This is a genomic window from Saccharothrix sp. NBAS 001, assembly GCF_056640475.1.
On the sequence record NZ_CM153251.1, the window covers coordinates 1,487,962 to 1,508,344 of the forward strand.

Sequence of the window (20,383 nt, forward strand, 5' to 3'; positions counted from 1 at the left end):
GTGAAGGCGCTGCGCTTCCTGCTGCGGATCCCGGAACTGACGTGGCCGCTGGTCGTGCTGGTGGCCGGCTGGCGGATCTGGGTCCGCGCCAACGGCTACACCGAACTGGTCGCCCCGCTGCCCGAACGCGTCCTGGCGGACCTGGTCGGCAATCCCGGCGCCTACCTGGGCGCGTTGCTGACGACCACCGGGACGGCGCTCGCGGGACTGGTGCTGGGCACGGCGTTCGGGTTCGTGCTCGCGGTCGCGGTGTGGGCCTCGCGGATCCTGACGGCGGTGCTCACGCCCACGGCCGTGCTGATGCGGTCGATCCCGGTGGTGGCGATCGTGCCGGTGATGATCGGCGTGCTCGGCACCGGCAAGCCCACGGTGGTGGCGATCACCGCGATCGTGACGTTCTTCCCGGCGTTCAGCCTGGTCGGGTCCGGCCTGCGGTCCGCGACCCCGGCGACCAGGGACCTGTTCACCGTGCTGGGCGCGTCGAAGTGGCGGTCGCTGACCAGGCTGTGCGTGCCGTGCGCGGTGCCCAACGTCCTGGTGGCCGTGCGGATCGCGGCCCCGAGCACGATCCTGTCGGCGATGCTGGCCGAGTTCCTGATCGGCAAGAGCGGCTTGGGTTTCCTGTTCGTGGACTCGGTGTCCTACGCCCAGTACGCCAGGGCGTGGGGGACCGGTGTCGTGGCGACGGTCCTCGCCGTCCTGGCGTTCGTCGCCGCGACCCGCGCGGAGCGCCGGGGCCTGGACCGCCTCCGGTGATCCCGTCGCCGATCCCGTTGCCCCCGTTGAACCTTCCTGGAGAACGCATGGACGACGCCGGCGAGTGGCAGCGGGACGGCCGGTTCGTGGTGAGCCCCTTCAACGTCGACCCGAGCACGCGCGAGGGGTTCGACTGGCCGGACCCCGTGGAGGTCGTCGACAGCACGCTGCGCAAGACGTTGTTCACCGCCGGATCGCTGACCACCATGGACGGTTTCCTGCGCATCGCCGACGAACTCGCGCTCGCGGGCGTCCGGCACGAGAGCCTGAACGTGGACTGGGCCGGCGGCCGGGCACCGGTGGACCGGCAGCTCGAACTCCTGCGCACCATCGGCGCGCGGGACTTCGGGTTCACCCTCAACGTCTACGCCGACACCCTGCTGACCGACGGGCGCACCCCGCAGCCGGTCGGGATGCGGGAGACCGCCGAACTCCTCGTGGACCTGGGCGCGCACACCCTCGCGCCCGGGATCGTGCCGGCACCGGACGCCGACGCCCGCGCCCGGCAGCGCGACGAGCTGGCCGCGCTGTTCGACGTGGCCCGGGGGCTGGGCGTCGGGGTGACGATCACCCTGGCGCAGGTCGGCCTGCGCGACTTCGACGAGCTGGTGGCCGCCGCGAACCACGCCGCCGCCCTGGGCGCGTCGCGGCTGGACCTGATGGACTCGTTGAGCAGCATGGGACCGGAGGCGGTGAAGGTGTTCCTCCGCCGGTTCCGGGAGCGCCTCGACGTCCCGGTACCGCTGACGATGCACACCCACGACGATTTCGGCCTCGCCGCGGCGTGCACCATCGCCGCCGTCACCGCCGGGGCCTCGCCGGACGTGGCCTCCGCCGGCGTCTCCTACCGGGCGGGGTTCGCCGCGATGGAGGAGGTCGTGCCGGCGCTGGAGGTGCTCTACGGCGTGCGGACCGGGATCGACCTGACCCGGCTGACCGCGCTGGCCCGGACGGTGGCGGCCGAGTCCGGCGTGGCCATCCCGCCGTTGAAACCGGTGGTGGGCCGGTACGCCTTCCTCCGGCACCTGCCCCGGGACGTGACGGCCGTGCTCCGCCGGGGCACGGACGCGTTCCCGCCGGCGGCCTCCTGCCTGTCCCCCCGGGTGGTGGGCGGCGGGATGAGCTGGGTGTGGGACAGCCTGTCCAGCGACGACATGGCGACCGCGCTCGGCGAGTCGCTGGGGGAGCCGGTGCTGCCGGACGAGGCGTCCGCCCTCCGGGCCGCCCTGGACCGCGCGGTCGCGTCCGTGCGGACCTATCCGCGCTGGCTGGAACCGGAGACCGCGATCGCGGTCTTCCGCCTCGCGCTGGCGGACCTGCGGGCCACCGGCACGCCGGTTCCGCTCGACCTGCGGCGGTTCGACGCCGTCGAGCACCGGCGCGCGGTCGAACTGCTGCTCTCGTGCTGCGCGTGGGCGGGCTGGGCGGACCGGGTCGCCGCGCGGCGACCGTTCGGCGACCTCGACGCGCTGCTGGCCGCCGCCGACGCGGAACTGGCCGCGCTGGGCGACGAGGCGGTGGCGGAACTGGTCGACAAGCACCCGGAGATCGGCGTCGAGACCGGCGACGGCGACCTGGCGGCGGCGTTCTCGACGATCGAGCAGTCGTCGTTGACCGCCACCCCGGACCAGGCCCGCGCCCTGTCCGGGCTGAACCGCCGCTACCGCGCCAGATTCGGCTTCACCTACCTGGTCGCCGCCGACGGCCGGACCGGGCGGAGCGTCATCGAGGACCTGACCGCCCGCCTGGCCAACACCGGGGAGGCCGAACTCCGGGTCGTCCGCGCGGAGCTGTCCGAGATCGTCCGGCTGCGCCTGCGCCGGTTGACCGGCTCGCGGCCCGAGCCCCGATGACGCCGCCCCTCAGCGCCGGTTCGTGGTGCGCAGGTAGGTGTAGAGGACGAGCCCGTCGTGGGACTTGGCCACCTTGTCGTACAGGGCGCGCGCGGGGGAGTCCTCCAGCGTGTTCCAGTACAGGCGCGGGGCGCTGTGCTCCTCGGCGTCCTTCGCCACCCACCTGATCATCGCGGTCGCGACGCCTCGCCGCCGGACGTCCGGCGGCACGAACAGATCGGCCAGGTAGCACCTCCCGGCACCCCAGACACCGGCGTGGAACACGTAGTGCGCGATGCCGACCATCCTGCCGTCCAGCCACGCGGCGGCCCCGCGCGTCTGCCCGGAGAGCAGGCGTTGCCACGTCTGCTCGTAGCCCTCGTCGGCGATCTCGGTCCCGAAGTGGCCGTTGTGGCCTCGGGCGAGCACTTCCCAGTCGGCGCGGTCGGATCCTGTCAGGAGGCTGATCTCCACCATGGCCCCCATCCTGGCCTACGCCGCCGCGACCCCGGGCGCGTTTCGATCACCCGCGGCTCCGGCGAAGACCGCGGACACGTCCGCGGGCGGACTGCGGAAACCCCGCTGAACACGCGCCCGCGCGTCGTACCCAACGCCTACGATCCGCGGCATGATCTCTGAGCCGCCGTTGCCCGACGACCTCCGGACGCTGTTCGCCGGGGGTGCCGACGAGGGCCGCACGCTGTCGGTCCCGCTGCCGCCCGGTCGCCCGGTCGCCTCGGAGGAGGAGGACGGCGACCGGCCCGCGTTCTGGCTGAGCGACGGGCCCGCGCCCGAAGGTCTGTGGGCCCGCCTGCGCGCCGAGCACGCCCGGTCGGGGCTGTGGCCGCTGCTGCTGGACGCCTTGGACGACGAGGACGAGGAGTACCGCCCCTGGGGCAACGGCGAGGTGACGCCCGGCGAGATGTCCTCGCCCGCCGAGCACGACCCGGCCCGGCTGCTGGCGCGGTGGTGGGCCGAGCACACCGCCGAGGACCCGGCCGACGCGGTGACCCCGCAGGAGCGCGCCGCCGTGACGGCCCCGTACCGGGCGTGGCCGGGGCTCGCCCCCGCCCGGCCGGTGACCTCGGACCCCGGTCCGATCGCCGACGGCCTGGCCGAGCACATCCTGGCCGGGCACTCGTCGGTGCGCCTGGGGCTGGTGGCCGCCGACCGCGCCGCCGACGCCGTGACGGCGGCCGGGTGGATGGGCCCGGCGAACTACACCGACGACACCGCCGAGCTGTCGGCGGTGCTGCGCAGCTGGGAGGAGCGCTTCGGCGCGCGGGTCGTCGCGGTCGGGTTCGCCACCCTCCTGCTCGCCGTCGCCGCGCCGCCCACCACCCGCGAGGAGGCCCTGGCGGTCGCCGCCGAGCACTTCGCGCTGTGCCCGGACAACGTGTGGCAGGACGACGAGCCGCACACGCTCCAGTCCTACGCGGACCGGCTCGTCGGCGACCACTCGTGGACGTTCTGGTGGGACTGACCGCCGGCGCGTCCGGGCGGTAGTCGCGGTACCCGGCGGACCTCGCGCTCAGAGGTCCTCCGGGTCCGCCAGCTCGTCGTCGGGCGGCGCGGGCGCGAAGCCCGCCAGCCTCGGGGACCCGTCCTGGGTGAACACGCCGATGCCGAGGATCCGGAAGAACGGGGCGGTGTCCTTCGTCGTCGTCTTGGGCAGCGACCGCCACGGGGACTGGTCGTCGACGAAGATGCCCCCGTACACCGGCAGGTTCTCGTCGACGAACTTGCGTTGCAGGGGCATGAAGAACACCCACGCGCCGTGCCCGAGCCGGCCGTCGGAGAACTGCTCGCCCGGCAGCAGCTCGTCCCGGTCCACGATCGTCGCGAAGGTCATCAGGTTCTCGCCCTGCTGCTCGACCACGTAGTTCGGCACCGGCGGGAGCGCCCACACCTCGAACCCGCTCGGCACGGCGAACAGGTCGTGCCCGTTCTCGATGCGCGAGACGGCGGCGGACCGGAACGTCCCGGCGTGCCACACGCTGGTGTCCGGCGGGTTGCGCACCGACACGTACTTGTCGTCCACGGTCGACTCGTCCGGGAACGTGACCGCCGGCCGGAACTGCTCGGGGTAGGCGACCAGCAGCCGGACCGAGGACCCCTCGCCGCCGCCGATGGCGATCCGGCCCGCGCCCCGGTTGTCCAGCGCGAACTTGAACTTCTTGACCGCCTGGTCGCGCGGTCCGCTCCAGCAGCCGCACGAGCGCAGGTCGGACACGACGACCGGCAGGTCGCTCAGCGCCGTGCGGTCCACCCGGAACTGGAGCGGCAGCCGCTTCTGCCCGTCACCGGCCGGAACCACCACCACGCCGACGACCAGCGCGAGCGCGGCCAGTGCGGCGAGCAGGTCGGTGACACCCAGGCGCACCAACCGGTCCCGCACCGTCGACCGCCTGGGCGCGGGTGCCGCCCGCGCGGCCCGCTTGGCGGGCAGGGTGACCTTCCGCCGGGTCCGCTTCCCGCGCGCGTTCACCGCCGCTGCCCGTCGGCCGTGATCTGGCGGGTCTGGTTCGGCGCGCAGGAGTAGAGCAGTTCGCCGGTCGTGCTCTCCACCGGGCCCGCGAGCCGTTGCAGGCTGATCGTGGCCGGCACCTTGGTCTCGGCGTCGAAGAACACCCAGCGCCAGTTCTTCACCTCGTCCAGGTGCAGCGCGCGTTCGAGGTCGGCACCCCGGATGTCGACCGCGCACAGGTCCGCGCCCGCGAAGTTGACGTCCACGAACGTCGAGTAGCGGAAATCGCTCTCCCGCAGGCGCGCGCCGCCGAAGTCGACGTCCTCCAGGACCGACCGGACGACCCGCGAGTGCGACAGGTCCTGGTCGCGGTGCGCGACGTGGTTCAGCTCGCCCGACTCGACCGACAGCGGCGTGCTCTGCGGCGCGGCCGTGGCGGCGGGGGCCTGCTGGGCGCGCACCGCCCGGACCACCGTGGGCACGACGGTCGCGCTCAGCACCACGGCCGCCGCCGTCAGCGCCACCGCGCCGGCACGCACCCACTTGTCGCGCACCGGGGTCACCACCAGGAGCCGGGCCAGCCCGAGACCGACCGCGAGCCCGATCACCCGCAGGTACGTGCCGGTGTCCAGCACCGCGAGCAACGCCGCGTTGTCGGCGAACACGGCGATCGTCCCGACCGCGACCACGCCGACGACCACGAGCCCGGTCAACGCGTCCAACACCCGCTTCACCACCGGCTTCCCACGGCGGTTGTTCCGACGCGCCACCAGTCTCCTCCCCCGGACGGACCTCGACGTGACCCGTATGTCGACCGCACCACTGGCTCTGTTACCCGGTCGGCGGCCGGGTGACACGCGGTGCCCGAGGCCGGTCGGGTCAGTCCGGTGAGGACGCGGGATCGGCGCGCACGTGGGCGCGCACCCCGTGCGGTCCGAACAGGATGAGCAGTTCGACCGCGCCGCCGTCGGCGCTGCCCAGCCAGTGCGGCACCGACGTGTCGAACTCGGCCGCCTCACCGGGCGGCAGCGTCAGGTCGCGGTCGCCGTGCACGAGCCGCAGACGACCGTTGAGCACGTAGAGCCACTCGAAGCCCTCGTGGGTCTGCGGCGTCGGTTCGAGCGGTCGCGGCCGGGCCGGGATGATCATCTTGAACGCCTGCGTGCCGCCCGGCCGCCGGGACAGCGGGATGAACACCATCCCGAACCGCCGCACCGGCTTCAGGTGGATCCGGGGGTCGCCGGTCCGGGGCGCGCCGACGAGGTCGTCCAGCGGGACGTCGTACCTGCGCGCCAGCGGCAGCAGCAGTTCCAGGGTCGCCCGGCGCCGCCCGCTCTCCAACCGGGACAGGGTGCTCTCCGACACCCCGGTCGACGCCGCCAGGTCCGCCAGGGTGATGCCGCGTTCCCGGCGTAGCGCGCGCAACCTCGGCCCGACTGTGCCGAGCACGTCCTCCGTCGCGCGGTCCACGCCGCCCATCTTGCCAGAACCGCAAGAACTGGTGCCGGATCGGAGTGCGGCCGGTGAAACTGGCCGCATCCCGACCGAAGGAGTTCCCGATGAGCACCGCCGACGCGGTCACGTTCTGGGACGGTGTTTACGCCTCCCGCCCGGCGACCGGCGACCCGGGCCCGAACGACCGCCTCACCGAGGTGGCCGCCGACTTGCCGCCCGGCGACGTGCTGGACCTCGGCTGCGGCGACGGCGGCGACGCGCTGTGGCTCGCCCGCCGGGGGTGGCGCGTCACCGCCGTCGACCTCTCGGCCGTGGCGGTCGACCGGCTCGCCGCGACCGCCCGGTCGCACGGCCTGGGCGACCGGGTCCGGGCCGAGCAGCACGACCTGGGCGGATCGTTCCCGCGGGGTCGGTTCGACCTGGTCTGCGCCCACTACCTGCACACGGCGTTCGACCTGGACCGGTCGGCGGCCCTGCGCGCGGCCGCGCACGCGCTGCGCCCCGGAGGTCTGCTGCTGGTGGTCGACCACGGCTCGACCGCGCCGTGGACCTGGAACCAGGACCCCGACGCCCGGTACCCGACACCGCACGAGGTCGCCGCGAGCCTCGACCTGGACCCGGCGACGTGGGTGGTGGAACGGGCCGAAGCGCTCCGCCGGACCGCGACCGGCCCCGCCCGGCAGCCGGCCGAGGTCACCGACCACGTCCTGCTCGTCCGCCGCACCGCCTGACCGCTCCCCGACGAAGGAGAACGCCATGCCCCGCCGCCGCGACACCCCGCCGCCCCGCACCGGCAGCGGCGAGACCGAGACCCTGCGCGGTTTCCTCGACTACCTGCGGACCTCGATCGCCGCGAAGGTCGACGGCGCGCCCGAGCCCGGGGTCCGGACGCCCGGCGTGCCGTCCGGCACGAACCTGCTCGGCCTGCTCAACCACCTGACGTCCGTGGAGCGCGCGACGTTCCTGGGCGACGAGGTCGCCGACTGGCCGGCGACGTTCCACGCCGCGCCGGCGGACACCGCGGCCGATGTCGTCGCCCGCTACCGCGAGGCCGTCGACCGGGCCAACGACGTCCTCGACACGTGCACCGACCTCGGCGCCCCGATCCCGCGCCCCCGGTCGACCCGTCCCGCTCCCAGCGCGCGCTGGGCCCTGGTCCACCTGATCGAGGAGACCGGCCGCCACGCCGGCCACGCCGACATCCTCCGGGAGCAGATCGACGGCAGCACCGGCCGCTGAGGCCGGCGTCCCCACCGGCCGGGCACGGCCCGGAGATCGCCCGGAGCCAGGCGATCGCGTCGACGTATTCGCTCGAACGGGTGTACCTATCGCAACGCCCGACCATACCTACAGATATCGGCCGGACTACGGGTTGAAAATCGTCCGATGCCTATTCACGTCGGTGTGCGATCCGCTGTCCGGCTTGTTAAATTAACACCCACGGTAATCGGGAACCATCGCTGTGTGTGACATACCTGCTGGTCATGGTGTTGTTCTGATCATTTTACGCGCAGCGGGGCGGGGTTGCCGACGGTTGAGCGGGGTCTGGTCAATTCGCTAGCTTCGAATGCGCCCGGCGTGCCCTGCAACGCGTCGGGACCCTGCAATGAAAGGAAGAGCAACGTGAAGAAGTTGTTCTTGGCACCTGCCCTGCTGGCCCTGGTGCTGGCCGTCCTCGTCGCCCCGAACTCCCAGGGCTCGTTCGCCGTGGACGGCCACGCGGCCGTGGACGGCCACGGTCATTCCGCTGCGGAAGGCCACGCGACCAGCGCGGTCGAGGTCGCACAAGCCCCGGCCGGTCTGCTGAAGGCGGCCCCGGCGGCCGGGTGGCCCGTGCCGAGCGCGCGGACCTACCGGATCCTCAGCTCCTGCTCCCCGTACGCGTCGGCCATCCGCCAGGGCGCGCGGGCGTGGAACGGGCTGACCGAGAGCGCCAACGGCACCCCGGTGGAGTGCCGCAACGGCTACATCACCGACTGCGGTGGCGGCGGTCGGATCGTCGGCTGCAACTGGGGCCAGGGCCAGCGGATCGCCCTCTACATGGGCGGGGTGAACGACGACGCCCTGCTGGCCGCCCACGAGTTCGGGCACGACTGGTACGGCCACTCCAGCTACCAGTGCGCCGGCTGGGGCAGCCCTCAGGAGGTCATGGCACCGACCATGTGCAACTACGGTGCCGGGGTCGCGTTCGACAGCTGATCCACGCGGGGAGCGTCCGAAACCGGGCGCTCCCCGCGCACCGCCGTGAGCGGTCACCGTCCGAAGTGGGTGGAGCCGCCGCCGTACCACCTGGTGCGCGGCCTCGCGTAGACCACCCCGCGCGGCACGTCCGAGGCAGTCCAGGCACCCTTGTGCCCGGCCCTGTTGTCCACGCGGGGGTCCACACGCCCACTACCGAGGATGGACACGTGACGCTGCCTTACGGGCCCGACGACGACTCGGCCGCCTACCACTACGTCAACGGCGCGCTGCGCAACCGCGACGCGGAGGCGTGGCGGCTGCTGGCCACCGACGCCTACGTCGAGCAGACCGACCGGATCCTGCGGGCGATGCTCGACCGGATCTCGGTGGCGCGCACCCACCGCACGGCCGAGCGCGCCACCGCGCGGGCGAAGGCCCTCTCCGGCGAGATCAGCCAGACCGAGTACCAGCGCGACGCCGCCGAGGACGCCACCAAAGCCTCGAAGACCGCCCACTTCGAGACGCTGCTGCGCGAGCACCACCGCCAGATCGCGCAGGCCGCCCGCCGGCTGCGCGGCGACGACGTGCGCGACGAGCTGACGGACCTGGTGCTCGCCCTGGGTTCGGCCATCGACGCCCACCGGGCCGCGGTGCTCGACGCCGGCTACGAACCCACGGCGGCCGACCAGGCGCTGTGGGCGCGGCTGGGCGCGCTCGACGTGCCGGGCACGTCCGAGGGTGACGGGCGCACGTCGGTGGAAGAACTGGTCAACCGCCACGCGACCCGGCAGGACGACCTCGGGCGCGTGCTGGCCGGGATCGTCCTCGACGTCGCGGGCGGCGCGCCGTCGGTCCCGCGCTCCGCGCTGCTGGGCGTGTGGAAGAAGACGGTCGCGCCCACCTTGGACGTCGGGCAGAAGACCGAGTTCGCGGCCAAGGGCAAGGGTTCGCTGGCCACCGAGCGGCTCCGCAAGGCGATGGGCCACCTGGAGCGCAAGGGCCTGGTCAAGCGCACCGAGGACGGCCAACGCCTCGACCTGCTCGACCGGCGGGGTCTGGAGGACCTGGCCGACGGCCGCACGTCGTGACCGCCGGGCGGTGGTCCGTCCACAGTGGAGTGTGAAGGGTCCGGGGGCGGAGCCCTGTCGGGGAGGCCCCGCCCCCGGAGGTCAGGTGAGGTCCGCGCAGGTCTTCGCGTCCGGGTCGTGGGCCGCCCGCGGCACCCAGCGGACGTTCGCGAACGAAGCCTCGAACGGGCTGTCGGCGAAGACCAGGAACGGGATGTTGACCTTCTCCGCGTCCAGGCCCGCCTCCGCCAGGCACGAGACCGGGACCTTGACGGTCGACTTGCGGCCCACCGGCAGGCCCGCGAACACCCTGGTGGCGTCGACCTCCGCCAGGCACGGCCACCCGCAGTGCGCGCTCAACGCCGTGCGGCCGGTCGGCGGTCGGTGCACGACCACGTCGAACACCAGGGCGGCGTCCGCGTTGACGTACCCGCGCAGGTCCGCGCCGCCGGCCGGGTTCGCGAAGTAGAGCTGGCCCGGCCCGGTGCCCGTCCACGTCGCCCGCAGCGCGTCACCCGGAGCGTCGACCTCCCCCGGTGCCACCGAGATCGTGCTGTGCGCGGCGGTGCCGTCCGGGCCGATCTCGGTGCCGTCCCAGTTGTCCGGTGACGACAGGTAGCCGCGATGCGGCGCGATGTCCTTGCCCCCCGCGAACAGCCGCAGGTCCTCGGTCGCGGTGCCGCCGTCGTCGTCGTCGCACCACGCCCCGGGCGAGGTCTCGTCCAACTGCCCGATGGTGCCGCGCTGCCACGACTTCAGGCCGTAACCCGGCTTGAACAACGGGTCGTACCCCGGCCGGCCGGGGTTCAGCGGGGTCTGGCACGCGCTGCGCGGCCACGAGTACGACAGCGTGCCGGTGAAGCCCGGGTACGTGTAACGCCCGCGCACCAACAGGTCCGCGATGCCACCGCCTTCGGTGCCGGGCAGCCACGACGCCACGAACGCGTCGGACCGGTTCAGCTCCTTGTTGACGTGCAACGGCCGACCGGACAGGTACACCGTCACGACCGGCGCGCCGCGACCGCGGACCTTGTCCAGCACGGCCAAGTCCTGCGGGTAGAGCCGCGCCGCCTCCAGGGTGCGCCGGCCGAGGTCGCCGATCCCCTCCGCGTACGGGGTCTCGCCGAGCACCGCGACCACGGCGTCGAACCCGGCCGGGTCCACGTCGCCGGTTTCGCTGAACACCACGTTCCGCGCGCCCAACGCCTCGCGCAGCCCGCCGAGCACGGTGGTGCCGAGCGGGAAGTCCGCGTTCGCGTTCCCGGTGCCCTGCCAGGAGAACGTCCACCCGCCGGTCTGGTTCTGGAGGCTGTCCGCGCTCTTGCCGACCACCAACACCCTCGAACGCGGGCGCAACGGCAGCACACCACCGTCGTTCTTCAGCAGGACCTGCGACCCGCGCACGGCGGCACGGGCCAGTTCGCGCGCTGCCAGGGCTTTCGCCGACCCGGCGTCGGCGCGCGCGGAGGGCTTCCCGCCGTCCAGCACGCCCGCGCGCAGCTTGACGCGCAGGATCCGGGTCACCGCGTCGTCGATGCGCGCCAACGGGATCTGCCCGCTCTCGACCTGGGCGACCGTGTTGGCGATGAACTCCTTCCAGTCCGTCGGGACCACCACCACGTCGATGCCCGCGTTGATCGCCTGCGGGCACGAGTAGTTCGAGCACCCGGGGACCTGGCCGATGCCGTTCCACTCGGTCACCACCAGGCCGTCGAAACCCAGCCTGCCCTTGAGCACGTCGGTGATCACCGGCCTGCTGCCGTGCAGCTTGCCCTCGCCGATGCCGAGGTCCGGGTTGGTCCAGCCGCTGAACGACACCATCACCGTCTGCGCGCCCGCCGCCAGCGCGCCGTAGAAGCCCTGGGCGTGCGTGTTGACCATCTCGGCGACGGGGGAGGGGTTCACGCCCTGGTCCCGGCCGCGCGACGTGCCGCCGTCACCGAGGAAGTGCTTGGCGGTGGCCAGCACGTCCACCCGCCGCCGGTCCGGGCCCTGGAGTCCGCGCACGGCCTCGTAACCGTACGCGCGGGTGATCCGGGGGTCCTCGGAGTAGCCCTCGTAGGTGCGGCCCCAGCGGTCGTCCTGCGGAACGCTCAACACGGGCGCGTACGTCCAGTCCTGGCCCGTGGCCCGGATCTGCGTCGCGGTGGCCTCGCCGATGTCGCGGACCAGGCACGGGTCGTGTGCCGCGCCCAGGCCGATGTTGTGCGGGAAGATCGTCGCGCCGTAAGCGTTGTTGTTGCCGTGCACCGCCGTGGTGCCCCAGATCAGCGGCACGCGGGTGCGCGATCCCGTCGACGCGTCCCAGTACGCGTCGGCGAGGTCGAGCCACGCCCCGGGCGCGGCGCGCTTGTCCTGGCCCGGCCAGGAACCCGCGCCGTTGAGGACCGAGCCGATGCCGTACGCGCGCACCTCGTCGGGCGTGATCGCGGCGATCTCGGGCTGGGTCATCTGGCCGACCTTCTCGGCCAACGTCATCGAGCCGAGGATCTTGCGGATCCTCCGCTCGTCGCCCGCGCCCGACTCGACCCGGCTGCGCACGTGCGGCCAGTCGGCCAAGGCGGGCAACGACTTCTCGATCCGGGCGCACCCGTTCCCGGTGCGCGGCTCGCCCACCACCGGTTGCTCCGGGGCGGCTCGGGCGCCGCTGTGGGCGAGGCCGGCGACGAGCACCGCGGCGAGCACGGCACCCAGGTGTCTGCGTGACATCGGCAAGTCCGTTCCTCGACATGCGGCGGCATGGGCCACAGATCCTCACCAGTCCGCGCGGCCCCGGTCAAGATCGGCTCAAGCCGTTCCCTCGCAGGTGTTAGGACGAACGGCGTCACCACCGAAGTAGCAGAAATCCCCGGTCGGCAACGGTTTCCCGGGCCTCGGAGAGGCCGCCGCGAACGGCGGTCCGCCGGCTGATCAGGCCGATCCCGTGCCCGGTCCGGTGCTTGCCGGCGGACGACGTCGTGGTCGAACCCCGGCGGCCGGCCGCCGGGCGAACCTTCGGTCCCGCGCGCCGGCCGGTGGTCCGCACGGACCTGCGCGGAACGGGTGTCGTCGGCGGGCTTGCCGGACAGCACGACGACCCCCACCGGGCCGGCTCCGCAGAGCCGGCCCGGTGGGGGGTCGTGACCCGGGACGTCCACGGCTGCGCGTCGAGCCCCGGGACCGGGCTCGACACCGCGGCGCGTCAGGCGAGGAAGCGCACCAGCAGCTCGGAGATCTCGTCGCCGTGGGTCCACAGGAACCCGTGCGGCGCGCCCTCGATCTCGACGTACTCGGCGGCGGGCAGGCGCTTGGCGAACTCGCGGCCGGCCGCGTCGATCGGCAGGATGCGGTCGGCGGTGCCGTGCACGATCAACGCCGGCACGCCGGTCTCGGCGACCTTGGCCACGTCGTCGCGGAAGTCGGTCAGCCAGCTCGACACCACGGCCCAGGAAGCCTTGGCCCCCGCACCGGCCGCGACGGCGTAGCTGGTGCGCACGGCGGCCTCGCTGATCCGGCTGCCCAGGTTCTCGTCGAGGTTGTAGAAGTCCTGGTAGAACTGGTCGAACCAGGCGTAGCGGTCGCTCTTGGCGGCGGCCTCGATGCCCTCGAACACGCTGCCGTCGACGCCGGTCGGGTTGTCCTCGGTCTTGAGCAGGAACGGCTCCAGCGAGGCCAGGAACGCGGCCTTGGCGACCCGGGCGGCACCGTGGCGGGCGAGGTAGCGGCCCACCTCGCCGGTGCCCATGGAGAAGCCGACCAGGGTGACGCCGGTCAGGTCCAGCGCCTTGAGCACCTGCTCCAGGTCGTCGGCGAAGGTGTCGTAGTCGTAGCCGGTGCTCGGCTGGTCGGACTTGCCGAAGCCCCGCCGGTCGTAGGTGATCACGCGGTGGCCGGCGTCCAGCAGCGCCTGCTCCTGCTTCTCCCACGACGCGCCGGAGAGCGGGTAGCCGTGGATGAGCACCACGGGCCGGCCGGTGCCCCGGTCCGTGTAGTGCAGCTTGATGTCGGCGCTGTTCTCGCGGCCCACGGTGATGTACGGCATCTCGGGTCCTCTCGGGGTGTTCGTCCCGGGTCGGTCCGGGACAGCGCCGACGCTATTACCGAACGATCGGTAAAGCAACGTGGCGGAGCGGACACCACCCGGTCGGGGGCGACCCTTGCGTCTTGACCGTACGTTCGGTATTGATGGGGGATGGCCCGTTCCCCGTCCGTCCGCGACGACGACCTGAGCGACCGGCTGGCCGAGGTGTTCCGCACGGCCGGCTACGAAGGCGCGTCGCTGGGCGCGTTGTCCGAGGCTTCGGGACTGCGCCGGGCGAGCCTCTACCACCGCTTCCCGGACGGCAAGGTGCAGATGGCCGAGGCGGTGCTGGAACGGGTGGAACGGCTGTTCGCCGAGGCGTTGCGGCCCATGCGCGACGACCCGGACGTGCGTGCCGGGATCACCCGGTCGGCGGAGCTGATCGGCGGGCTCTACGGCGGCGGGCTGCTGTCGTGCGTGATGGACAGCATGTCGCTCGGCGGCGTCCCGGAGGCGGTGCGGCGGCGGGCGGCCGAGGTCGCCGAGGTGTGGATCTCGACCATGGCCGACGCGGCCCGCCGGGGCGGCCGTGCGGCCGACACCGCGCGACCGGCCGCCGAGGACGCGTTCGCGCTGATGGAGGGCGGCCTGGTGCACGGCCGCCTGTTCGGCGACAGCGGCCCGTTCCGGCGCGCCCTGTCCCGGCTCCCGGCCCTGCTGCTCGGCTGATCGCCGGCCCGCGTGGCAAGGTGCCGGGTGTGCCGTTGGGCGATCTGCCGGGCCGGCTGCCCGGCTGGTGCCTGGACCACCTGGGCGGCGAACCCGTCGAGGTGCTGTCCGAGGTGCGGCAGATGTCCCGGGTGTTCGGCCTCCGGCTGACCGGAAGCACCGACGTCGTGGTCAAGGAGCGTCCCGACGAGGGGCGCGCCGGGGCGTGCGTCGCGGCGCGGGAACGGTTGGCGGCGCGCGGTTTCCCCTGTGCCCGGCCGCTCACGCCGGCGGTCGCCGTGGGCTCGTCGGCCGTGCACGCCGAGGAGTTGCGGCCCGGCGGCGAGGTGCTGCGCGGGGACTCGCCGGAGGTGGCCGTGCGCTATGCGGAGGTGTTCGCCCGGCTGATGGCCGGACTGGCGGACGTGGCCGTCCCGCCGCCGCTGCCCAACCCGCGCTGGGTGCGGTGGGACCACGCGGATCCGTGGCTGTGGCGGGCGATCGGCTTCCTCGACGAGCGGGACCAAAGCGCGGTGCCCGGCCACGGAAGGGAGACTGCTCGCCGCGCGCGCGGCCGGCTGCCGGCCGCCGACCTGCCGCCCGTGCTGGGCCACGGCGACTTCGAGGCGCAGAACCTGCGCCGGCACGGCCGGGAGATCTGGGCCGTGCACGACTGGGACAGCCTCGCGTGGCAGCCGGAGGCGGCGCCGGCGGGAGCGGCGAGCGGGTCGTTCGCCGGAACCCGCACGCCCACGCCGGCACCGGTCGCCGGTTCCGAGGCGTTCCTGCCGGCCTACCAGGACGTCCCTGGACGCCGGTTCACCGCGCGGGAGTGGCAGGTCGCGTGGGCGGCCGGGTTGTGGCCGGCCGCCCACAACGCCCGCTGGGAAGCGCTGCACGGCGATCACCCGGTGACCGGCACCGCGTTGCGCGAGCAGGCGGCCGAACGCCTGCGCCGGGCGGGAGCCTGACTCAGGGGACCAGTCGGGTGTCCGGGTGGCGCGGGTCGTCGTGGTCGAACATGTGCCGGTCCCGGCCCTTCAGGTGCAGGTCGAAGAACGCCGCGACGTAGTCCCGTTGCGCGCGCACCGACCGCGCCGGGTCGATCGTGCCCAGCAGGGCGGTGCGCGTGGGCTCCGGGATGAGCGCGGAGGCCTCGGGCACCTGGAAGTCGGAGAGGCTGTTGTGCGCCGCGCCGTCGAAGTGCAGGTCCCGCTTCCAGCCCTGCTGGTTGGCCCAGAACAACTTCCACGACGGGTTGGTCACGTGGGTGGAGTGCTCCACCATCTGGCCCGTCGCCGGGTCGAGGGTGTCCGTGCCGACGAGCAGGAACGGCCGTTGCACGCCGTGCTTGGCGCTCTCGCCCGGTTCGCCGGTACCACCCACCGCCAGACCGCCGTCGAGGTTGATCCCGGCGTCGAAGCGCTGGTCGTGGTACATCGTCTCGGCCGCCGCGAAACCGCCGTACGAGTGGCCGAACACGCCGACCCGGGTCAGGTCCAGCGACCCGGTGATCCCGCGCGGCAGCGGGTCGCCCTCCACGTCCGGGTTCACGCCCCGGTCCAGCCCGGTCACCGCGTCCAGCACGAACCGCGCGTCCGCCACCCTGGTGTCGATGGCGGTCTTCATCGCCACCGGGTCCCCGGGGTCGACCGACGTCGTGACCAGCCGCCCGTCCGGGAAGGCGACCGCCGAGGCGTCACCGGGGTGCGAGATCGAGACGACGACGTACCCGCGACCGGCGAGGTCGTCGGTCAGCGCGGTGCCCAGCTCCCGGGCCGACCCGAAACCGTGCGAGAACACCACGACCGGCCACCTCCCGCGCGACCGGTCCACGGCGGCGAGTTCCCGCGCGGGCCGCCGCGTCCACTCCCAGTCCACCGAACCCGGAGGTCTGCCCAGCGCCGGGGTGAAGGTCTGCTCGGCGAACCGCGCGAACCCCGGCGACATCCACGCCGCCCGCGTCCCGCCGTGCCCGGCGGCCGGGTAGGTGACGGTGGCCATCAGTTCCCGCTCGCGCCCGGCCTGCCAGGGATCCGGCCGCGTCCGGTCGAGAAGGTGCAGGTCGGTCGTCCCGACCTGGTACCTCCCGGTGACCGGGGGCAGTGAAATCCTGGCGACCTCGTCGCCGGCGGCCTGCGCGGGCCCGGCGGACAGCGCGGCGGCCGCGGCCAATCCGACCACCACCGCGGGCATCCGCCTCATCAGAGTCGACATCCGAAGCTCCCCTTTCATCCGACTGGCGCCCATGCTGGTGGTGAACGGACCGCCCCCGCGTCACCCCGTGGACCGGATCGGGGTACATCCAAAGCCGCGACGAAAGTCGTCGCCCGCGCCGGGTCCGGCCCGTCCGGTCCACAGTGGAGGGTCCGGCGCGCCCCGCCGACCTCGCCGTCCGCACGTTCGGGCGGCGGCCCGGCCCCCTCGCGCTGCCCCCGCGACCGGTCCCCGGGGCGGGTGGGCCACGTGAGGATGAGGAGCGCTGCGGCGCGACCTCCGCCCCTCGACCAGAGGAAACCCGACATGTCATCTCCGAGTGCCCGGTTCGGCGCGGTGATCAGCGGACACGGCAGGTTCACCGAGGACTTGCTCGACGCCCACCCGACCGAGCGGCGCAAGAAGTCCGGGACGTTCGTCGTGCCCGTTGGGATCACCGTGGTGATGTACGCGCCGGCGGGCGCGTACCTGGACAACGCGGTGGCCAACCTGATCGAGACCGGGACGCCGCCGGCGGCCTCGCTGCTGGAGCTCAAGCAGGTGGACTCGGACCGGATCCAGGCGATGCCCGCCGGCTACCCGTGGTCGTTCGCCGAGGGCAAGTCGGTGATCAACTACACCGTGCGCCCGCCGGACCGGCTCACCGTCCGAGGCACCCCGATCACCGTGGACACCCCCACGACGTTGCGGGTGCTGGTGGACAACGCGAAGGCGAGCGGGCACTCGACGGTCCACTACGCGTGTTGCAGCAGCGGCTACTCCGATCACCGCGACTTCACCGACCTGTTCCCTTACAAGGGTTACTACGTCCGGCTGAAGTGACGGCCCGCCACGGGACTTCCGCCCGCCGCCGACCTCGGCGGGCGGAAGTCCCGTTCGTCGTGCAGGGTGGTCCGCGTGCCCGACCTGACCGGAGTAGCCCGTCCGGGCAGTGCCGGTGGCCGACCGCGCGAGCGCCGCTTCCGGCCGTCGACGGTGACCGTCCGCGGTGGTCGGATCCTGGTGTTCCGCAGGTCTGCCGAGGCCGCCCCGCGCGGCGCACAGCCGGCTCGAAAACCGTTGCCCGGCCGAGGCATCCGACACAGGGAGGGCAGATGTCCGCTTTGACACGGCGGCGATTCCCGGAGGCCGTCGGCGCGGGCGGTGGCGCGGGGGCGCTGTTCCACACGATGGGCGCGCTCGGGCCGGCGCCCGAGGCCGGTGCCACGCCGTACGTCCCGCCCCGCGCGGCCGACCTCGACCCGGCGGAGCGCGGTCGCCGGGTCGTCGTGCTGGGCGTCGGGATCGCCGGGCCGGCCACGGCCTACGAACTGGGCAAGGCCGGGTACGACTGCGTGGTCCTGGAGGCCGGGCAGCGGGTGGGCGGCCGGGTCTGGACGGTGCGCGGCGGGGACCGCCTGCGCGACCTCGACGGGCACGAGCAGACGGCCGGGTTCTCGTCGGGGCAGTACTTCAACGCCCAACCAGAACGCCAACGCGCACCTGCACGACTCGACGGTGGACCCGCGCCCGGTCACCGTGCGGGAGGCCAGGGCCGACGCGTTCGGCTACCTCGCCGAACTGCTCGCCAAGGCCACCGACCGGGGCGCGCTGGACGACGAGCTGACGGCGCAGGACCGGGAGCGGCTGCCGGCGTTCCTGGAGCCCTTCGGCGACATCGGCGGCCGGGCCGACGGGTTCGCCTACCGGGGCGGCAGCAGGCGCGGCTACGCGGTGCCGCCCGGCGCGGGCACCGAGGCGGGGACGCCGCTCGGGCCGCCGGAGGCGCTGTCCCGGGTGTTCTCCCGCAACCTCAACCGGAGCGTCGCCTTCGAGCTGGAGTTCGAGTACGCGATGATGATGTTCCAGGTCGTCGGCGGCACCGACCGGATCCCGGCGGCGCTCGCGGACGCCGTCGGGCGGTCCCGGATCCGGCTGCGCTCCGAGGTCCGGTCGATCACCGGCGGGGACGACGGGGTCGAGGTCGGCTACCGCGACCCGTACGGCGTGCTGCGGGCCGTCCGGGGCGACTTCTGCGTGGCCGCCCTGCCCCCGCACGTCCTGGCCCGCATCCCGCACAACCTCGGCCCGGAGGTCACCGCCGCGCCGGCCACCCCGAAGCCGGCCCCGGTAGGCAAGCTGGGCCTGGAGTACGGCCGCCGCTGGTGGGAGCAGGACCTGCGGCTCTACGGCGGGATCACCCGCACCGACCTGGACCCCTACCAGATCTGGTTCCCCTCCTCCGGGGCGCACAGCGAACGCGGCGTCGTCGTGGGCTACTACAACTTCGAGGAGCAGGCCACCCACTACGACGGCCTGACGCCGGACGAGCGCGTCCGGCACGCGCTGGAGCAGGGCGCGAAGATCTACGGCGAGGTCTACCGGCGCGACGTGCGGGCGGCGTTCTCGGTGGCGTGGTCGCGGACCCCGCCGGCCGAGGGCGCGTGGGTGACCTGGCCGTCCCGGGAAGCGCCCGAGTACCGGCTGCTCACCCGCCCGGTCGGCCGGGTCCACTTCGCCGGCGACTGGCTCAGCCACTGGTGGTCGTGGCAGGACGGCGCGTTCCTGTCCGCCCGCGCGGCCGTCACCGGCATCCACGGGCGCGTCGCGGCCGGCTGAGGGCCCGCGCGGGCCGTCAGGGGCTGTGGACGGTGAGGGTGGTCGGGCCGGTCACGTTCGGCACACCGCCGGTCAGGCACTGGAGGGTGTTCGGGGTCACCAGCGTGATCACCTGTTCCGCGCCGGCCGGTGCGAAACCGCCTGAGGTCAGCACGCCGGTGTTGGTCACGATCACCTGGCCGCCCGCGGAGCTGGAGGTGACGTTGTACTCGAACGTGCTCGGTGCCGTCGTCCCGCTCCAGGTGAAGGTGCGCAGCGCCGAGCCGGAGTCGGCCAGGGTCAGGCAGGACGCGGCGATGGTGAACGTCTCGGCGTAGGTCGCGGTGCCCGCGCCGGGGTTCGTGCAGCTCGGGTAGATGCCGCTGACCGTGATGGTGGTGGGCCGGGTGGCGAGGGTGAGCGGCGGGTCGAACGAGGTGACCTCCGTGCCCACGCACACCTGGTCCACCCCCGAGGCGTGGGCGGGCGCGGCTGCGAGCGCGACGGCGGCGGCCGGCAGGAGCGCGGCGAGGCAGCGGAACAGGCGTGACGACGGCATGGGGTTCGTCCTCCTCGGCGACCGGGGAAACGGGGCGGCACCCGGTGAGTTCGCCACGCCCGCGCGGCCGTTAGCCGGATCGACCGCCCACCACCCGGTCGGCGGCACGACCGCACCCGGGCCTCGGGCGCGCCCGCTCGTCGTGCGCGGGCGTTTCGCCGGGAGCGGAACCGGGGTCTGCGGGCGGCGGGCCGGTGTCAGGATGACCCCATGGCGGAGATCCTTCCCTTCCACCGGGACCGCGCGCCCGCCCCGGCGCGCGAGCCCGAGCCCGAGCCGCTGTGGCGCGACGTGCTCGGCCGGAGCCTGCGGGCGGCCCGGGAGGAGCAGGGCGGGCGGCTCGTCGACGTCGCGGAGCGCGCCGGGATCTCCCCGCAGTACCTGTCCGAGATCGAACGCGGCCGCAAGGAGCCGTCGAGCGAGATGATCGCCGCGGTCGCCGGCGCGCTCGGGGTGGACTTCGCCGACCTGCTCATCGGCATCGCCGGCGGCATCCGGCAGCGCCGGGGCGCGGGTCCGGCGGTCGGCCGTCGACCGGCGGGACCCGTGCTGCTGGCGGCCTGA

The 20,383-nt window shown here is 73.7% G+C and carries 20 protein-coding genes and 1 pseudogene; 13 read left to right on the top strand and 8 right to left on the bottom strand.

Translation table 11 applies throughout. The features are described 5' to 3' along the window. Together AC0HI0_RS06455 and AC0HI0_RS06460 are read left to right on the top strand one after the other, a co-directional pair. The gene (locus AC0HI0_RS06455) at positions 1–756 is read left to right on the top strand and encodes an ABC transporter permease (protein ID WP_480931330.1); all 756 of its coding nucleotides are present in this window, start codon (positions 1–3) and stop codon (positions 754–756) included. A 47-nt stretch (positions 757–803) separates the two neighbouring features. Next, positions 804–2,609, top strand: a complete 1,806-nt coding sequence (locus AC0HI0_RS06460) for a 2-oxo-4-hydroxy-4-carboxy-5-ureidoimidazoline decarboxylase (protein WP_480931331.1) — start codon at positions 804–806, stop codon at positions 2,607–2,609. A 9-nt stretch (positions 2,610–2,618) separates the two neighbouring features. On the opposite strand, the gene AC0HI0_RS06465 is transcribed toward AC0HI0_RS06460, so the two are convergent. Next, positions 2,619–3,065, bottom strand: a complete 447-nt coding sequence (locus tag AC0HI0_RS06465; protein WP_480931332.1) for a GNAT family N-acetyltransferase — start codon at positions 3,063–3,065, stop codon at positions 2,619–2,621. Between the two features lie 151 nt (positions 3,066–3,216). Between AC0HI0_RS06465 and AC0HI0_RS06470 the strand changes: the two genes are divergently transcribed. After that, positions 3,217–4,071, top strand: a complete 855-nt coding sequence (locus AC0HI0_RS06470) for a DUF4253 domain-containing protein (protein ID WP_480931333.1) — start codon at positions 3,217–3,219, stop codon at positions 4,069–4,071. Between the two features lie 48 nt (positions 4,072–4,119). On the opposite strand, the gene AC0HI0_RS06475 is transcribed toward AC0HI0_RS06470, so the two are convergent. The 3 genes from AC0HI0_RS06475 to AC0HI0_RS06485 all read right to left on the bottom strand — a co-directional run bounded on the left by AC0HI0_RS06475 (position 4,120) and on the right by AC0HI0_RS06485 (position 6,525). Beyond that, positions 4,120–5,076, bottom strand: a complete 957-nt coding sequence (locus tag AC0HI0_RS06475; RefSeq protein ID WP_480931334.1) for a hypothetical protein — start codon at positions 5,074–5,076, stop codon at positions 4,120–4,122. Further along, complete coding sequence (locus tag AC0HI0_RS06480) at positions 5,073–5,789, bottom strand: pentapeptide repeat-containing protein (protein WP_480931335.1); 717 nt, start codon at positions 5,787–5,789, stop codon at positions 5,073–5,075. The genes AC0HI0_RS06475 and AC0HI0_RS06480 overlap by 4 nt, the downstream gene beginning before the upstream one ends. Positions 5,790–5,934: 145 nt before the next feature. Continuing rightward, complete coding sequence (locus AC0HI0_RS06485; RefSeq protein ID WP_480931336.1) at positions 5,935–6,525, bottom strand: helix-turn-helix domain-containing protein; 591 nt, start codon at positions 6,523–6,525, stop codon at positions 5,935–5,937. A gap of 89 nt (positions 6,526–6,614) precedes the next feature. Between AC0HI0_RS06485 and AC0HI0_RS06490 the strand changes: the two genes are divergently transcribed. The 4 genes from AC0HI0_RS06490 (at position 6,615) to AC0HI0_RS06505 (ending at position 9,779) form a co-directional block, all read left to right on the top strand. Further along, the gene (locus AC0HI0_RS06490) at positions 6,615–7,241 is read left to right on the top strand and encodes an SAM-dependent methyltransferase (RefSeq protein ID WP_480931337.1); all 627 of its coding nucleotides are present in this window, start codon (positions 6,615–6,617) and stop codon (positions 7,239–7,241) included. Positions 7,242–7,266: 25 nt separating this feature from the next. After that, positions 7,267–7,749 (top strand): DinB family protein, encoded by a 483-nt coding sequence (locus AC0HI0_RS06495; RefSeq protein ID WP_480931338.1) that lies wholly within the window; start codon positions 7,267–7,269, stop codon positions 7,747–7,749. 384 nt (positions 7,750–8,133) lie between these two features. Continuing rightward, complete coding sequence (locus AC0HI0_RS06500; protein ID WP_480931339.1) at positions 8,134–8,709, top strand: hypothetical protein; 576 nt, start codon at positions 8,134–8,136, stop codon at positions 8,707–8,709. A 209-nt stretch (positions 8,710–8,918) separates the two neighbouring features. Beyond that, complete coding sequence (locus AC0HI0_RS06505) at positions 8,919–9,779, top strand: hypothetical protein (RefSeq protein ID WP_480931340.1); 861 nt, start codon at positions 8,919–8,921, stop codon at positions 9,777–9,779. Between the two features lie 81 nt (positions 9,780–9,860). Here the strand turns inward: AC0HI0_RS06505 and AC0HI0_RS06510 are convergent, their stop codons facing one another. Then, positions 9,861–12,467, bottom strand: a complete 2,607-nt coding sequence (locus tag AC0HI0_RS06510) for a glycoside hydrolase family 3 N-terminal domain-containing protein (protein WP_480931341.1) — start codon at positions 12,465–12,467, stop codon at positions 9,861–9,863. 472 nt (positions 12,468–12,939) lie between these two features. Next, entirely contained in the window at positions 12,940–13,779 is an 840-nt protein-coding gene (locus AC0HI0_RS06515) for an alpha/beta fold hydrolase (protein WP_480931342.1), read from the bottom strand. 150 nt (positions 13,780–13,929) lie between these two features. On the opposite strand from AC0HI0_RS06515, the gene AC0HI0_RS06520 reads away from it, so the two are divergent. Both AC0HI0_RS06520 and AC0HI0_RS06525 read left to right on the top strand, forming a co-directional pair. Further along, positions 13,930–14,487 carry a TetR/AcrR family transcriptional regulator gene (locus tag AC0HI0_RS06520; protein ID WP_480931343.1) on the top strand — a complete coding sequence of 186 codons (558 nt, stop codon included), beginning with the start codon at positions 13,930–13,932 and terminating at the stop codon, positions 14,485–14,487. 29 nt (positions 14,488–14,516) lie between these two features. Continuing rightward, positions 14,517–15,437: an aminoglycoside phosphotransferase/kinase family protein gene (locus AC0HI0_RS06525; protein ID WP_480931344.1), complete on the top strand. Its 921-nt coding sequence runs from the start codon at positions 14,517–14,519 to the stop codon at positions 15,435–15,437. Position 15,438: 1 nt separating this feature from the next. Here the strand turns inward: AC0HI0_RS06525 and AC0HI0_RS06530 are convergent, their stop codons facing one another. After that, the gene (locus AC0HI0_RS06530) at positions 15,439–16,683 is read right to left on the bottom strand and encodes an alpha/beta hydrolase family protein (protein ID WP_480931345.1); all 1,245 of its coding nucleotides are present in this window, start codon (positions 16,681–16,683) and stop codon (positions 15,439–15,441) included. A 306-nt stretch (positions 16,684–16,989) separates the two neighbouring features. Between AC0HI0_RS06530 and AC0HI0_RS06535 the strand changes: the two genes are divergently transcribed. From AC0HI0_RS06535 to AC0HI0_RS06545, 3 genes and pseudogenes are all read left to right on the top strand, one after another. Further along, on the top strand, positions 16,990–17,505 hold the full coding sequence (locus tag AC0HI0_RS06535; RefSeq protein WP_480931346.1) for a putative adhesin: 516 nt from the start codon (positions 16,990–16,992) through the stop codon (positions 17,503–17,505). Between the two features lie 347 nt (positions 17,506–17,852). After that, positions 17,853–18,032: pseudogene (locus AC0HI0_RS06540) on the top strand (amino acid oxidase); the annotation flags it as partial. Between the two features lie 148 nt (positions 18,033–18,180). Then, complete coding sequence (locus tag AC0HI0_RS06545) at positions 18,181–19,281, top strand: flavin monoamine oxidase family protein (RefSeq protein ID WP_480931347.1); 1,101 nt, start codon at positions 18,181–18,183, stop codon at positions 19,279–19,281. A 16-nt stretch (positions 19,282–19,297) separates the two neighbouring features. Here the strand turns inward: AC0HI0_RS06545 and AC0HI0_RS06550 are convergent, their stop codons facing one another. After that, positions 19,298–19,819 (bottom strand): hypothetical protein, encoded by a 522-nt coding sequence (locus tag AC0HI0_RS06550; protein WP_480931348.1) that lies wholly within the window; start codon positions 19,817–19,819, stop codon positions 19,298–19,300. A gap of 210 nt (positions 19,820–20,029) precedes the next feature. Between AC0HI0_RS06550 and AC0HI0_RS06555 the strand changes: the two genes are divergently transcribed. Continuing rightward, a complete protein-coding gene (locus AC0HI0_RS06555; RefSeq protein ID WP_480931349.1) occupies positions 20,030–20,383 on the top strand; it encodes a helix-turn-helix domain-containing protein in 354 nt (117 codons plus the stop codon).